Annotated in this window: 1 protein-coding gene (only partly in view); it reads left to right on the plus strand. The window is 42.9% G+C overall.

The features are described 5' to 3' along the window. A protein-coding gene (locus AC6ER9_RS04780; RefSeq protein WP_497075223.1) for a Vomp family autotransporter crosses the window boundary here: on the plus strand, nucleotides 1–17,395 show its 5' portion. 15,125 nt of this gene lie beyond the right edge of the window; the window shows 17,395 of its 32,520 coding nt (coding positions 1–17,395); it begins with the start codon at nucleotides 1–3; its stop codon lies off the right edge, out of view.

Genomic DNA, 17,395 nt, shown 5'->3' on the forward strand with positions numbered 1-17,395 from the left:
ATGAAAAAAATATCAACGATGCTTGTCGGCAGAAATTTAAATACGATTGGTTTATCTTATCAACGACCTTTTGTGAAAGTGCTTTTGGGGGCTTTAGTAGTTGTATTTTTCTCACATGTTTTTCCCAGTTTTGCGGAAAATATTGTTTCAAAAGAAATGTTTTTGGCAAGCGCTGAAAAATCTCAAATAGCTTATTCACAAAGCGGCATTGTTACGGATGGTGATGATGGCAGTACTCTAGATGTTTTGAGTTTATCAAAGAAAAATTATTTAACTATTTTGAATGCATCGTTAACACCAAAAGTTAATGCTTCTAATGGCTATGTGAATGTTTTTACGAATACTTTTGGGGATGAAAGCAATACTAGATCTATCGTGAATGTTTTAACAACAGACAGTCGTGGTTTATCGATTAGTGCTGGTGATAAAGCAGGGCTACAGAAGCCAGAGATGCAGAATCTTAAGAATGTTCCGTTGTTAAAAGAGCCCACAGTTAAGTTTGCTGATAACTCTTTAGCGGTAGGTTCAAATACAGTTCCTTTAAGTAGGGCTCTGAATAATGTGGCTGGTTTAGCTCGGGCTATACCAACATCATCATCAACCAAGCCGATTTTGCTCGGTGTTGGGGCGACTGGTGAGGGAAATTCTCCGATTGCTATAGGTAATGATGCCTCATCTAAACACCGGGCGGTTTCTATAGGTGAAATGGCGCACTCTTTCGCGAATAATGCAGTTGCTATAGGTCCAAACGCTAACGTTATGGCGACTGCTGATGCTGGTGTTGCTATTGGTTATCTGTCTAAAAGCAAGTATGTGGCGAATGTTCGTGGTGTGTATATTCCTTTCGGAAATAATATGAGTATGCCAGGATATGTGTGGACACCCAAATATGGTTCTGTTGCTGTTGGTGATCCGGGCGCAGGAATTACACGACGAATTACTGGAGTAGCGGCTGGTGGTCATGATACTGATGCGGTCAATGTTGCACAGCTGAAAGCTGTAGAAAAGGCTATAAGAGATCGTCTTGGTGGTAGCGGTGGCGGTGGTAGCAGTGGCGGTGGTAGCAGTGGCGGTGGTAGCAGTGGCGGTGGCGGCTGGAGGCTTGTTACTACAGCGGATGGTAGCAACCTTCAAATAACACAAGTTGATTCCAAACACGATTTATACTTTGAAAAAGGTGCTAATATCACGATTAGTAAAACAGGTCAGGGCGTAAGGTTTGATTTAGATAAGACCATTCAAGTAGATAACGTATATTTAGGAGGTTCTTTATTATCAGACAACGGTTTAATGATTGGAGATGGTCCAAGTGTAACGACAGATGGTATTAATGCTGCTGATAAAAAGATAACAAACGTATTAGCTGGGACTAAGGATACTGATGCCGTCAACTTTGCGCAGCTAAAAGCAGCAATAGGGGGAGGGCAAGGGGTCGGTGGAGCTCTAAAGGGTTTAGTTATTGACACATCGGATACAGCATTTACAGATCCTGTAGCCGAATCTCAAAATTCCGCTGCTCTTGGTTCATTCGCTAAGGTTGCTAAAGGGTCGCCTTATTCACTTGTCTTTGGTCCATTCGCCGAGATTGGTGCAGAGTCCCAGTTGTCGCTTGCCATTGGTTCGTTCTCCAAAGTTGGTCTCAACGCCGTTCAATCATCTGTCCTTGGTTATTCAGCCATAGTTGGTGATAACAGCAGTAATGGATTGTCCATTGGTTCGTTTGCCAAAGTTGGTCATTATGCCGGTCAATCGTCCGCCTTTGGTTATAAAGCCACTGTTGGTGATACCGCCAGTAATGCGTTGGCCTTTGGTTCTGAAGCCGTAGTTGGTGACAATGCCAACTATGCGATGGCTCTTGGTAGTGGGAGCAACGTGTCAGTTGAGGGTGGTATCGCATTAGGTTCACATTCTATCGCTGATGTTAGCGCTGGTATTGCAGGGTATGATCCAATCACCAAAACAGGCTCAACAAACGCAGATAAGGCATGGAAATCTGATTATGCTGCACTCAGCATTGGGAATATTAAGGAAGGCAAAACACGACAAATTACCGGATTAGCAGCAGGTACTCAAGATACTGATGCCGTCAACGTTGCACAGCTGAAAGCTGTAGCAAAGGCTGCAGGTGGAAGCTGGAAGTTCGTAGGTGTAAATAGTGATGGTGATTCCACAGTAATAGATGTTAATTCAGATAACAATCTAACCCTTGAGGCTGGTTCTAATGTAACGCTTAGCAAAGCATCCAAAGGAATAAAAATTGACTTGAGTGATATTCTCACAGTAAAGGGCATAAATTTAGGAAAAACGACACTAACAGAGAATGGTTTAATATTTGAAAATGGTCCACAAATAACCAACACTGGCATTAATGCTGGAGGGAAAATAATCACAGCTGTGACGCCTGGTAATATTTCTGAAAATTCCACAGAAGCAGTGACGGGTTCTCAGCTTTATGCAACGAATGAAACCGTTAAGGGAGTTCAAGGTGAACTTCAAACAGCTGCTGAGAATACTTCGAAATATTTAGGAGGTGGAGCCGATATCGTAAAAGGCGTTGCGCCAACTTATAAGGTGGATGATAAGGAATATCATGATATCTCAGGTGCTTTTGGTGGTGTTGATGAAGGCTTCAAAGACCTTAAAGACAAGGTTGCCAAGAACGAGACTGAGGTTTCTGATCGTCTGAAAGATGCGTTGTTGTGGGATAAGAGTAAAGATGCGTTTGTTGCACAGCATGGTGATGATAAGACCAACAGTAAGATCACATCTCTTGCAGCAGGAACAGTTTCGAAAGATTCAAGTGATGCGGTAACGGGTTCTCAACTTTATTCCATGAATGAACAGTTGGCTCAATACTTAGGGGGCGGTGCGGGCTATGATGGTTCAGGGAAGTTTAAAGGCCCTCAATTTAAGGTCAAAAGCTTTAAAGACGATGGCAGTGAGGAAACACAAAGCTATGATAATGTAGCGGCTGCATTTGATGGTGTTAATGTTGCATTCACAGGCTTTGAGAAAAAAGTTAGCCATGAGATTACCGAAAAGGTTAATAATGTCATTGGAGATAAGGTTGACGATATTGTTGGAGATAAGATTGATGAGGCTGTTGCTAAAGCCAATAAAAACGGCCTTGTTCAGCAAGATGAGAAGACACATCGTATCACGATTGGTTCATCGGTTGCCGGCAGTGAAGTCAATATAGCCAATAATTCAGGTGAAAACCGTGTTCTTTCCGGCCTCAAAGATGGCTCGCTTAAAGACGGTTCCACAGAAGCAGTAACGGGTTCTCAGCTTTATGCAACGAATGAAACCGTTAAGGGAGTTCAAGGTGAACTTAAAACAGCTGCTGAGAATACTTCGAAATATTTAGGAGGTGGAGCCGATATCGTAAAAGGCGTTGCGCCAACTTATAAGGTCGATGATAAGGAATATCATGATATCTCAGGTGCTTTTGGAGGTGTTGATGAAGGCTTCAAAGACCTTAAAGACAAGGTTGCCAAGAACGAAACTGAGGTTTCTGATCGTCTGAAAGATGCGTTGTTGTGGGATAAGAGTAAAGATGCGTTTGTTGCACAGCATGGTGATGATAAGACCAACAGTAAGATCACGTCTCTTGCAGCAGGAACAGTTTCGAAAGATTCAAGTGATGCAGTTACGGGTTCTCAACTTTACGGTTTGGGTAGTCATGTTGCACATTCTTTAGGTGGGGGTGCCCATTATGAGAATGGCGTATGGACAGATCCTCGCTTTACGTTCACAACAGTGAATGCAGATGGTCATGCAGAAGACAAGACCTATAATGATGTCGCAGTTGCCTTTGCTGGTGTTGGTAAGAGTTTTGATAATGTTATTAAGAGTTTTGATGAGAAACTCAAAGATATCACTTCTCCTGGCCAAGGCGATGGGTTGTTGTGGAGTGATGATGCTGGAGCATTTGTTGCGCAGCATAAACAAGGTGGTATTGTTAAAAACAGCAGAATAACCGCGCTTGAAGCCGGTAAGGTTACAAAAGATTCAAGTGATGCGGTAACGGGTTCTCAACTTTATTCCATGAATGAACAGTTGGCTCAATACTTAGGGGGCGGTGCAGGCTATGATGGTTCAGGGCAGTTTAAAGGCCCTCAATTTAAGGTCAAAAGCTTTAAAGACGATGGCAGTGAAGAAACACAAAGCTATGATAATGTAGCGGCTGCATTTGATGGTGTTAATGTTGCATTCACGGGCTTTGAGCAAAAAGTTAGCCATGAGATTACCGAAAAGGTTAATAATGTCATTGGAGATAAGGTTGACGATATTGTTGGAGATAAGATTGATGAGGCTGTTGCTAAAGCCAATAAAAACGGCCTTGTTCAGCAAGATGAGAAGACACATCGTATCACGATTGGTTCATCGGTTGCCGGCAGTGAAGTCAATATAGCCAATAATTCAGGTGAAAACCGTGTTCTTTCCGGCCTCAAAGATGGCTCGCTTAAAGACGGTTCCACAGAAGCAGTAACGGGTTCTCAGCTTTATGCAACGAATGAAACCGTTAAGGGAGTTCAAGGTGAACTTAAAACAGCTGCTGAGAATGCTTCGAAATATTTAGGAGGTGGAGCCGATATCGTAAAAGGCGTTGCGCCAACTTATAAGGTCGATGATAAGGAATATCATGATATCTCAGGTGCTTTTGGTGGTGTTGATGAAGGCTTCAAAGACCTTAAAGACAAGGTTGCCAAGAACGAGACTGAGGTTTCTGATCGTCTGAAAGATGCGTTGTTGTGGGATAAGAGTAAAGATGCGTTTGTCGCACAGCATGGTGATGATAAGACCAACAGTAAGATCACGTCTCTTGCAGCAGGAACAGTTTCGAAAGATTCAAGCGATGCGGTGACGGGCTCTCAACTTTACGGTTTGGGTAGTCATGTTGCACATTCTTTAGGTGGGGGTGCCCATTATGAGAATGGCGTATGGACAGATCCTCGCTTTACGTTCACAACAGTGAATGCAGATGGTCATGCAGAAGACAAGACCTATAATGATGTCGCAGTTGCCTTTGCTGGTGTTGGTAAGAGTTTTGATAATGTTATTAAGAGTTTTGATGAGAAACTCAAAGATATCACTTCTCCTGGCCAAGGCGATGGGTTGTTGTGGAGTGATGATGCTGGAGCATTTGTTGCGCAGCATAAACAAGGTGGTATTGTTAAAAACAGCAGAATAACCGCGCTTGAAGCCGGTAAGGTTACAAAAGATTCAAGTGATGCGGTGACGGGCTCTCAACTTTATTCCATGAATGAGCAGTTGGCTCAATACTTAGGGGGCGGTGCAGGCTATGATGGTTCAGGGAAATTTAAAGGCCCTCAATTTAAGGTCAAAAGCTTTAAAGACGATGGCAGTGAGGAAACACAAAGCTATGATAATGTAGCGGCTGCATTTGATGGTGTTAATGTTGCATTCACAGGCTTTGAGCAAAAAGTCACCCATGAGATTACCGAAAAGGTTAATAATGTCATTGGAGATAAGGTTGACGATATTGTTGGAGATAAGATTGATGAAGCTGTTGCCAAAGCCAATAAAAACGGCCTTGTTCAGCAAGATGAGAAGACACATCGTATCACGATTGGTTCATCGGTTGCCGGCAGTGAAGTCAATATAGCCAATAATTCAGGTGAAAACCGTGTTCTTTCCGGCCTCAAAGATGGCTCGCTTAAAGACGGTTCCACAGAAGCAGTAACGGGTTCTCAGCTTTATGCAACGAATGAAACCGTTAAGGGAGTTCAAGGTGAACTTAAAACAGCTGCTGAGAATACTTCGAAATATTTAGGAGGTGGAGCCGATATCGTAAAAGGCGTTGCGCCAACTTATAAGGTCGATGATAAGGAATATCATGATATCTCAGGTGCTTTTGGAGGTGTTGATGAAGGCTTCAAAGACCTTAAAGACAAGGTTGCCAAGAACGAAACTGAGGTTTCTGATCGTCTGAAAGATGCGTTGTTGTGGGATAAGAGTAAAGATGCGTTTGTTGCACAGCATGGTGATGATAAGACCAACAGTAAGATCACATCTCTTGCAGCAGGAACAGTTTCGAAAGATTCAAGTGATGCAGTTACGGGTTCTCAACTTTATTCCATGAATGAACAGTTGGCTCAATACTTAGGGGGTGGTGCAGGCTATGATGGTTCAGGGAAATTTAAAGGCCCTCAATTTAAGGTCAAAAGCTTTAAAGACGATGGCAGTGAGGAAACACAAAGCTATGATAATGTAGCGGCTGCATTTGATGGTGTTAATGTTGCATTCACAGGCTTTGAGCAAAAAGTTAGCCATGAGATTACCGAAAAGGTTAATAATGTCATTGGAGATAAGGTTGACGATATTGTTGGAGATAAGATTGATGAAGCTGTTGCCAAAGCCAATAAAAACGGCCTTGTTCAGCAAGATGAGAAGACACATCGTATCACGATTGGTTCATCGGTTGCCGGCAGTGAAGTCAATATAGCCAATAATTCAGGTGAAAACCGTGTTCTTTCCGGCCTCAAAGATGGCTCGCTTAAAGACGGTTCCACAGAAGCAGTAACGGGTTCTCAGCTTTATGCAACGAATGAAACCGTTAAGGGAGTTCAAGGTGAACTTAAAACAGCTGCTGAGAATACTTCGAAATATTTAGGAGGTGGAGCCGATATCGTAAAAGGCGTTGCGCCAACTTATAAGGTCGATGATAAGGAATATCATGATATCTCAGGTGCTTTTGGAGGTGTTGATGAAGGCTTCAAAGACCTTAAAGACAAGGTTGCCAAGAACGAAACTGAGGTTTCTGATCGTCTGAAAGATGCGTTGTTGTGGGATAAGAGTAAAGATGCGTTTGTTGCACAGCATGGTGATGATAAGACCAACAGTAAGATCACATCTCTTGCAGCAGGAACAGTTTCGAAAGATTCAAGTGATGCAGTTACGGGTTCTCAACTTTATTCCATGAATGAACAGTTGGCTCAATACTTAGGGGGTGGTGCAGGCTATGATGGTTCAGGGAAATTTAAAGGCCCTCAATTTAAGGTCAAAAGCTTTAAAGACGATGGCAGTGAGGAAACACAAAGCTATGATAATGTAGCGGCTGCATTTGATGGTGTTAATGTTGCATTCACAGGCTTTGAGCAAAAAGTCACCCATGAGATTACCGAAAAGGTTAATAATGTCATTGGAGATAAGGTTGACGATATTGTTGGAGATAAGATTGATGAGGCTGTTGCTAAAGCCAATAAAAACGGCCTTGTTCAGCAAGATGAGAAGACACATCGTATCACGATTGGTTCATCGGTTGCCGGCAGTGAAGTCAATATAGCCAATAATTCAGGTGAAAACCGTGTTCTTTCCGGCCTCAAAGATGGCTCGCTTAAAGACGGTTCCACAGAAGCAGTAACGGGTTCTCAGCTTTATGCAACGAATGAAACCGTTAAGGGAGTTCAAGGTGAACTTCAAACAGCTGCTGAGAATACTTCGAAATATTTAGGAGGTGGAGCCGATATCGTAAAAGGCGTTGCGCCAACTTATAAGGTCGATGATAAGGAATATCATGATATCTCAGGTGCTTTTGGTGGTGTTGATGAAGGCTTCAAAGACCTTAAAGACAAGGTTGCCAAGAACGAGACTGAGGTTTCTGATCGTCTGAAAGATGCGTTGTTGTGGGATAAGAGTAAAGATGCGTTTGTTGCACAGCATGGTGATGATAAGACCAACAGTAAGATCACATCTCTTGCAGCAGGAACAGTTTCGAAAGATTCAAGCGATGCGGTAACGGGTTCTCAACTTTATTCCATGAATGAACAGTTGGCTCAATACTTAGGGGGTGGTGCAGGCTATGATGGTTCAGGGCAGTTTAAAGGCCCTCAATTTAAGGTCAAAAGCTTTAAAGACGATGGCAGTGAAGAAACACAAAGCTATGATAATGTAGCGGCTGCATTTGATGGTGTTAATGTTGCATTCACAGGCTTTGAGCAAAAAGTTAGCCATGAGATTACCGAAAAGGTTAATAATGTCATTGGAGATAAGGTTGACGATATTGTTGGAGATAAGATTGATGAGGCTGTTGCTAAAGCCAATAAAAACGGCCTTGTTCAGCAAGATGAGAAGACACATCGTATCACGATTGGTTCATCGGTTGCCGGCAGTGAAGTCAATATAGCCAATAATTCAGGTGAAAACCGTGTTCTTTCCGGCCTCAAAGATGGCTCGCTTAAAGACGGTTCCACAGAAGCAGTAACGGGTTCTCAGCTTTATGCAACGAATGAAACCGTTAAGGGAGTTCAAGGTGAACTTAAAACAGCTGCTGAGAATGCTTCGAAATATTTAGGAGGTGGAGCCGATATCGTAAAAGGCGTTGCGCCAACTTATAAGGTCGATGATAAGGAATATCATGATATCTCAGGTGCTTTTGGTGGTGTTGATGAAGGCTTCAAAGACCTTAAAGACAAGGTTGCCAAGAACGAGACTGAGGTTTCTGATCGTCTGAAAGATGCGTTGTTGTGGGATAAGAGTAAAGATGCGTTTGTCGCACAGCATGGTGATGATAAGACCAACAGTAAGATCACGTCTCTTGCAGCAGGAACAGTTTCGAAAGATTCAAGCGATGCGGTGACGGGCTCTCAACTTTACGGTTTGGGTAGTCATGTTGCACATTCTTTAGGTGGGGGTGCCCATTATGAGAATGGCGTATGGACAGATCCTCGCTTTACGTTCACAACAGTGAATGCAGATGGTCATGCAGAAGACAAGACCTATAATGATGTCGCAGTTGCCTTTGCTGGTGTTGGTAAGAGTTTTGATAATGTTATTAAGAGTTTTGATGAGAAACTCAAAGATATCACTTCTCCTGGCCAAGGCGATGGGTTGTTGTGGAGTGATGATGCTGGAGCATTTGTTGCGCAGCATAAACAAGGTGGTATTGTTAAAAACAGCAGAATAACCGCGCTTGAAGCCGGTAAGGTTACAAAAGATTCAAGTGATGCGGTGACGGGCTCTCAACTTTATTCCATGAATGAGCAGTTGGCTCAATACTTAGGGGGCGGTGCAGGCTATGATGGTTCAGGGAAGTTTAAAGGCCCTCAATTTAAGGTCAAAAGCTTTAAAGACGATGGCAGTGAGGAAACACAAAGCTATGATAATGTAGCGGCTGCATTTGATGGTGTTAATGTTGCATTCACAGGCTTTGAGCAAAAAGTTAGCCATGAGATTACCGAAAAGGTTAATAATGTCATTGGAGATAAGGTTGACGATATTGTTGGAGATAAGATTGATGAAGCTGTTGCCAAAGCCAATAAAAACGGCCTTGTTCAGCAAGATGAGAAGACACATCGTATCACGATTGGTTCATCGGTTGCCGGCAGTGAAGTCAATATAGCCAATAATTCAGGTGAAAACCGTGTTCTTTCCGGCCTCAAAGATGGCTCGCTTAAAGACGGTTCCACAGAAGCAGTAACGGGTTCTCAGCTTTATGCAACGAATGAAACCGTTAAGGGAGTTCAAGGTGAACTTAAAACAGCTGCTGAGAATACTTCGAAATATTTAGGAGGTGGAGCCGATATCGTAAAAGGCGTTGCGCCAACTTATAAAGTGGATGATAAGGAATATCATGATATCTCAGGTGCTTTTGGTGGTGTTGATGAAGGTTTCAAAGACCTTAAAGACAAGGTTGCCAAGAACGAAACTGAGGTTTCTGATCGTCTGAAAGATGCGTTGTTGTGGGATAAGAGTAAAGATGCGTTTGTTGCACAGCATGGTGATGATAAGACCAACAGTAAGATCACATCTCTTGCAGCAGGAACAGTTTCGAAAGATTCAAGTGATGCGGTAACGGGTTCTCAACTTTATTCCATGAATGAACAGTTGGCTCAATACTTAGGGGGCGGTGCAGGCTATGATGGTTCAGGGAAATTTAAAGGCCCTCAATTTAAGGTCAAAAGCTTTAAAGACGATGGCAGTGAAGAAACACAAAGCTATGATAATGTAGCGGCTGCATTTGATGGTGTTAATGTTGCATTCACAGGCTTTGAGCAAAAAGTCACCCATGAGATTACTGAAAAGGTTAATAATGTCATTGGAGATAAGGTTGACGATATTGTTGGAGATAAGATTGATGAGGCTGTTGCTAAAGCCAATAAAAACGGCCTTGTTCAGCAAGATGAGAAGACACATCGTATCACGATTGGTTCATCGGTTGCCGGCAGTGAAGTCAATATAGCCAATAATTCAGGTGAAAACCGTGTTCTTTCCGGCCTCAAAGATGGCTCGCTTAAAGACGGTTCCACAGAAGCAGTAACGGGTTCTCAGCTTTATGCAACGAATGAAACCGTTAAGGGAGTTCAAGGTGAACTTCAAACAGCTGCTGAGAATACTTCGAAATATTTAGGAGGTGGAGCCGATATCGTAAAAGGCGTTGCGCCAACTTATAAGGTCGATGATAAGGAATATCATGATATCTCAGGTGCTTTTGGAGGTGTTGATGAAGGCTTCAAAGACCTTAAAGACAAGGTTGCCAAGAACGAGACTGAGGTTTCTGATCGTCTGAAAGATGCGTTGTTGTGGGATAAGAGTAAAGATGCGTTTGTTGCACAGCATGGTGATGATAAGACCAACAGTAAGATCACATCTCTTGCAGCAGGAACAGTTTCGAAAGATTCAAGCGATGCGGTAACGGGTTCTCAACTTTATTCCATGAATGAACAGTTGGCTCAATACTTAGGGGGTGGTGCAGGCTATGATGGTTCAGGGCAGTTTAAAGGCCCTCAATTTAAGGTCAAAAGCTTTAAAGACGATGGCAGTGAAGAAACACAAAGCTATGATAATGTAGCGGCTGCATTTGATGGTGTTAATGTTGCATTCACGGGCTTTGAGCAAAAAGTTAGCCATGAGATTACCGAAAAGGTTAATAATGTCATTGGAGATAAGGTTGACGATATTGTTGGAGATAAGATTGATGAGGCTGTTGCTAAAGCCAATAAAAACGGCCTTGTTCAGCAAGATGAGAAGACACATCGTATCACGATTGGTTCATCGGTTGCCGGCAGTGAAGTCAATATAGCCAATAATTCAGGTGAAAACCGTGTTCTTTCCGGCCTCAAAGATGGCTCGCTTAAAGACGGTTCCACAGAAGCAGTAACGGGTTCTCAGCTTTATGCAACGAATGAAACCGTTAAGGGAGTTCAAGGTGAACTTCAAACAGCTGCTGAGAATGCTTCGAAATATTTAGGAGGTGGAGCCGATATCGTAAAAGGCGTTGCGCCAACTTATAAGGTCGATGATAAGGAATATCATGATATCTCAGGTGCTTTTGGTGGTGTTGATGAAGGCTTCAAAGACCTTAAAGACAAGGTTGCCAAGAACGAGACTGAGGTTTCTGATCGTCTGAAAGATGCGTTGTTGTGGGATAAGAGTAAAGATGCGTTTGTCGCACAGCATGGTGATGATAAGACCAACAGTAAGATCACGTCTCTTGCAGCAGGAACAGTTTCGAAAGATTCAAGCGATGCGGTGACGGGCTCTCAACTTTACGGTTTGGGTAGTCATGTTGCACATTCTTTAGGTGGGGGTGCCCATTATGAGAATGGCGTATGGACAGATCCTCGCTTTACGTTCACAACAGTGAATGCAGATGGTCATGCAGAAGACAAGACCTATAATGATGTCGCAGTTGCCTTTGCTGGTGTTGGTAAGAGTTTTGATAATGTTATTAAGAGTTTTGATGAGAAACTCAAAGATATCACTTCTCCTGGCCAAGGCGATGGGTTGTTGTGGAGTGATGATGCTGGAGCATTTGTTGCGCAGCATAAACAAGGTGGTATTGTTAAAAACAGCAGAATAACCGCGCTTGAAGCCGGTAAGGTTACAAAAGATTCAAGTGATGCGGTGACGGGCTCTCAACTTTATTCCATGAATGAGCAGTTGGCTCAATACTTAGGGGGCGGTGCAGGCTATGATGGTTCAGGGAAGTTTAAAGGCCCTCAATTTAAGGTCAAAAGCTTTAAAGACGATGGCAGTGAGGAAACACAAAGCTATGATAATGTAGCGGCTGCATTTGATGGTGTTAATGTTGCATTCACAGGCTTTGAGCAAAAAGTCACCCATGAGATTACCGAAAAGGTTAATAATGTCATTGGAGATAAGGTTGACGATATTGTTGGAGATAAGATTGATGAAGCTGTTGCCAAAGCCAATAAAAACGGCCTTGTTCAGCAAGATGAGAAGACACATCGTATCACGATTGGTTCATCGGTTGCCGGCAGTGAAGTCAATATAGCCAATAATTCAGGTGAAAACCGTGTTCTTTCCGGCCTCAAAGATGGCTCGCTTAAAGACGGTTCCACAGAAGCAGTAACGGGTTCTCAGCTTTATGCAACGAATGAAACCGTTAAGGGAGTTCAAGGTGAACTTAAAACAGCTGCTGAGAATACTTCGAAATATTTAGGAGGTGGAGCCGATATCGTAAAAGGCGTTGCGCCAACTTATAAGGTCGATGATAAGGAATATCATGATATCTCAGGTGCTTTTGGTGGTGTTGATGAAGGTTTCAAAGACCTTAAAGACAAGGTTGCCAAGAACGAAACTGAGGTTTCTGATCGTCTGAAAGATGCGTTGTTGTGGGATAAGAGTAAAGATGCGTTTGTTGCACAGCATGGTGATGATAAGACCAACAGTAAGATCACATCTCTTGCAGCAGGAACAGTTTCGAAAGATTCAAGTGATGCGGTAACGGGTTCTCAACTTTATTCCATGAATGAACAGTTGGCTCAATACTTAGGGGGCGGTGCAGGCTATGATGGTTCAGGGAAATTTAAAGGCCCTCAATTTAAGGTCAAAAGCTTTAAAGACGATGGCAGTGAAGAAACACAAAGCTATGATAATGTAGCGGCTGCATTTGATGGTGTTAATGTTGCATTCACAGGCTTTGAGCAAAAAGTCACCCATGAGATTACTGAAAAGGTTAATAATGTCATTGGAGATAAGGTTGACGATATTGTTGGAGATAAGATTGATGAGGCTGTTGCTAAAGCCAATAAAAACGGCCTTGTTCAGCAAGATGAGAAGACACATCGTATCACGATTGGTTCATCGGTTGCCGGCAGTGAAGTCAATATAGCCAATAATTCAGGTGAAAACCGTGTTCTTTCCGGCCTCAAAGATGGCTCGCTTAAAGACGGTTCCACAGAAGCAGTAACGGGTTCTCAGCTTTATGCAACGAATGAAACCGTTAAGGGAGTTCAAGGTGAACTTCAAACAGCTGCTGAGAATACTTCGAAATATTTAGGAGGTGGAGCCGATATCGTAAAAGGCGTTGCGCCAACTTATAAGGTCGATGATAAGGAATATCATGATATCTCAGGTGCTTTTGGAGGTGTTGATGAAGGCTTCAAAGACCTTAAAGACAAGGTTGCCAAGAACGAGACTGAGGTTTCTGATCGTCTGAAAGATGCGTTGTTGTGGGATAAGAGTAAAGATGCGTTTGTTGCACAGCATGGTGATGATAAGACCAACAGTAAGATCACATCTCTTGCAGCAGGAACAGTTTCGAAAGATTCAAGCGATGCGGTAACGGGTTCTCAACTTTATTCCATGAATGAACAGTTGGCTCAATACTTAGGGGGTGGTGCAGGCTATGATGGTTCAGGGCAGTTTAAAGGCCCTCAATTTAAGGTCAAAAGCTTTAAAGACGATGGCAGTGAAGAAACACAAAGCTATGATAATGTAGCGGCTGCATTTGATGGTGTTAATGTTGCATTCACGGGCTTTGAGCAAAAAGTTAGCCATGAGATTACCGAAAAGGTTAATAATGTCATTGGAGATAAGGTTGACGATATTGTTGGAGATAAGATTGATGAGGCTGTTGCTAAAGCCAATAAAAACGGCCTTGTTCAGCAAGATGAGAAGACACATCGTATCACGATTGGTTCATCGGTTGCCGGCAGTGAAGTCAATATAGCCAATAATTCAGGTGAAAACCGTGTTCTTTCCGGCCTCAAAGATGGCTCGCTTAAAGACGGTTCCACAGAAGCAGTAACGGGTTCTCAGCTTTATGCAACGAATGAAACCGTTAAGGGAGTTCAAGGTGAACTTAAAACAGCTGCTGAGAATACTTCGAAATATTTAGGAGGTGGAGCCGATATCGTAAAAGGCGTTGCGCCAACTTATAAGGTCGATGATAAGGAATATCATGATATCTCAGGTGCTTTTGGAGGTGTTGATGAAGGCTTCAAAGACCTTAAAGACAAGGTTGCCAAGAACGAGACTGAGGTTTCTGATCGTCTGAAAGATGCGTTGTTGTGGGATAAGAGTAAAGATGCGTTTGTTGCACAGCATGGTGATGATAAGACCAACAGTAAGATCACATCTCTTGCAGCAGGAACAGTTTCGAAAGATTCAAGCGATGCGGTAACGGGTTCTCAACTTTATTCCATGAATGAACAGTTGGCTCAATACTTAGGGGGTGGTGCAGGCTATGATGGTTCAGGGCAGTTTAAAGGCCCTCAATTTAAGGTCAAAAGCTTTAAAGACGATGGCAGTGAAGAAACACAAAGCTATGATAATGTAGCGGCTGCATTTGATGGTGTTAATGTTGCATTCACGGGCTTTGAGCAAAAAGTTAGCCATGAGATTACCGAAAAGGTTAATAATGTCATTGGAGATAAGGTTGACGATATTGTTGGAGATAAGATTGATGAGGCTGTTGCTAAAGCCAATAAAAACGGCCTTGTTCAGCAAGATGAGAAGACACATCGTATCACGATTGGTTCATCGGTTGCCGGCAGTGAAGTCAATATAGCCAATAATTCAGGTGAAAACCGTGTTCTTTCCGGCCTCAAAGATGGCTCGCTTAAAGACGGTTCCACAGAAGCAGTAACGGGTTCTCAGCTTTATGCAACGAATGAAACCGTTAAGGGAGTTCAAGGTGAACTTCAAACAGCTGCTGAGAATGCTTCGAAATATTTAGGAGGTGGAGCCGATATCGTAAAAGGCGTTGCGCCAACTTATAAGGTCGATGATAAGGAATATCATGATATCTCAGGTGCTTTTGGTGGTGTTGATGAAGGCTTCAAAGACCTTAAAGACAAGGTTGCCAAGAACGAGACTGAGGTTTCTGATCGTCTGAAAGATGCGTTGTTGTGGGATAAGAGTAAAGATGCGTTTGTCGCACAGCATGGTGATGATAAGACCAACAGTAAGATCACGTCTCTTGCAGCAGGAACAGTTTCGAAAGATTCAAGCGATGCGGTGACGGGCTCTCAACTTTACGGTTTGGGTAGTCATGTTGCACATTCTTTAGGTGGGGGTGCCCATTATGAGAATGGCGTATGGACAGATCCTCGCTTTACGTTCACAACAGTGAATGCAGATGGTCATGCAGAAGACAAGACCTATAATGATGTCGCAGTTGCCTTTGCTGGTGTTGGTAAGAGTTTTGATAATGTTATTAAGAGTTTTGATGAGAAACTCAAAGATATCACTTCTCCTGGCCAAGGCGATGGGTTGTTGTGGAGTGATGATGCTGGAGCATTTGTTGCGCAGCATAAACAAGGTGGTATTGTTAAAAACAGCAGAATAACCGCGCTTGAAGCCGGTAAGGTTACAAAAGATTCAAGTGATGCGGTGACGGGCTCTCAACTTTATTCCATGAATGAGCAGTTGGCTCAATACTTAGGGGGCGGTGCAGGCTATGATGGTTCAGGGAAATTTAAAGGCCCTCAATTTAAGGTCAAAAGCTTTAAAGACGATGGCAGTGAGGAAACACAAAGCTATGATAATGTAGCGGCTGCATTTGATGGTGTTAATGTTGCATTCACAGGCTTTGAGCAAAAAGTTAGCCATGAGATTACCGAAAAGGTTAATAATGTCATTGGAGATAAGGTTGACGATATTGTTGGAGATAAGATTGATGAAGCTGTTGCCAAAGCCAATAAAAACGGCCTTGTTCAGCAAGATGAGAAGACACATCGTATCACGATTGGTTCATCGGTTGCCGGCAGTGAAGTCAATATAGCCAATAATTCAGGTGAAAACCGTGTTCTTTCCGGCCTCAAAGATGGCTCGCTTAAAGACGGTTCCACAGAAGCAGTAACGGGTTCTCAGCTTTATGCAACGAATGAAACCGTTAAGGGAGTTCAAGGTGAACTTAAAACAGCTGCTGAGAATACTTCGAAATATTTAGGAGGTGGAGCCGATATCGTAAAAGGCGTTGCGCCAACTTATAAGGTCGATGATAAGGAATATCATGATATCTCAGGTGCTTTTGGAGGTGTTGATGAAGGCTTCAAAGACCTTAAAGACAAGGTTGCCAAGAACGAAACTGAGGTTTCTGATCGTCTGAAAGATGCGTTGTTGTGGGATAAGAGTAAAGATGCGTTTGTTGCACAGCATGGTGATGATAAGACCAACAGTAAGATCACATCTCTTGCAGCAGGAACAGTTTCGAAAGATTCAAGTGATGCAGTTACGGGTTCTCAACTTTATTCCATGAATGAACAGTTGGCTCAATACTTAGGGGGTGGTGCAGGCTATGATGGTTCAGGGAAATTTAAAGGCCCTCAATTTAAGGTCAAAAGCTTTAAAGACGATGGCAGTGAGGAAACACAAAGCTATGATAATGTAGCGGCTGCATTTGATGGTGTTAATGTTGCATTCACAGGCTTTGAGCAAAAAGTCACCCATGAGATTACCGAAAAGGTTAATAATGTCATTGGAGATAAGGTTGACGATATTGTTGGAGATAAGATTGATGAGGCTGTTGCTAAAGCCAATAAAAACGGCCTTGTTCAGCAAGATGAGAAGACACATCGTATCACGATTGGTTCATCGGTTGCCGGCAGTGAAGTCAATATAGCCAATAATTCAGGTGAAAACCGTGTTCTTTCCGGCCTCAAAGATGGCTCGCTTAAAGACGGTTCCACAGAAGCAGTAACGGGTTCTCAGCTTTATGCAACGAATGAAACCGTTAAGGGAGTTCAAGGTGAACTTCAAACAGCTGCTGAGAATACTTCGAAATATTTAGGAGGTGGAGCCGATATCGTAAAAGGCGTTGCGCCAACTTATAAGGTCGATGATAAGGAATATCATGATATCTCAGGTGCTTTTGGTGGTGTTGATGAAGGCTTCAAAGACCTTAAAGACAAGGTTGCCAAGAACGAGACTGAGGTTTCTGATCGTCTGAAAGATGCGTTGTTGTGGGATAAGAGTAAAGATGCGTTTGTTGCACAGCATGGTGATGATAAGACCAACAGTAAGATCACATCTCTTGCAGCAGGAACAGTTTCGAAAGATTCAAGCGATGCGGTAACGGGTTCTCAACTTTATTCCATGAATGAACAGTTGGCTCAATACTTAGGGGGTGGTGCAGGCTATGATGGTTCAGGGCAGTTTAAAGGCCCTCAATTTAAGGTCAAAA

The organism is Bartonella sp. SL317, assembly GCF_059687655.1.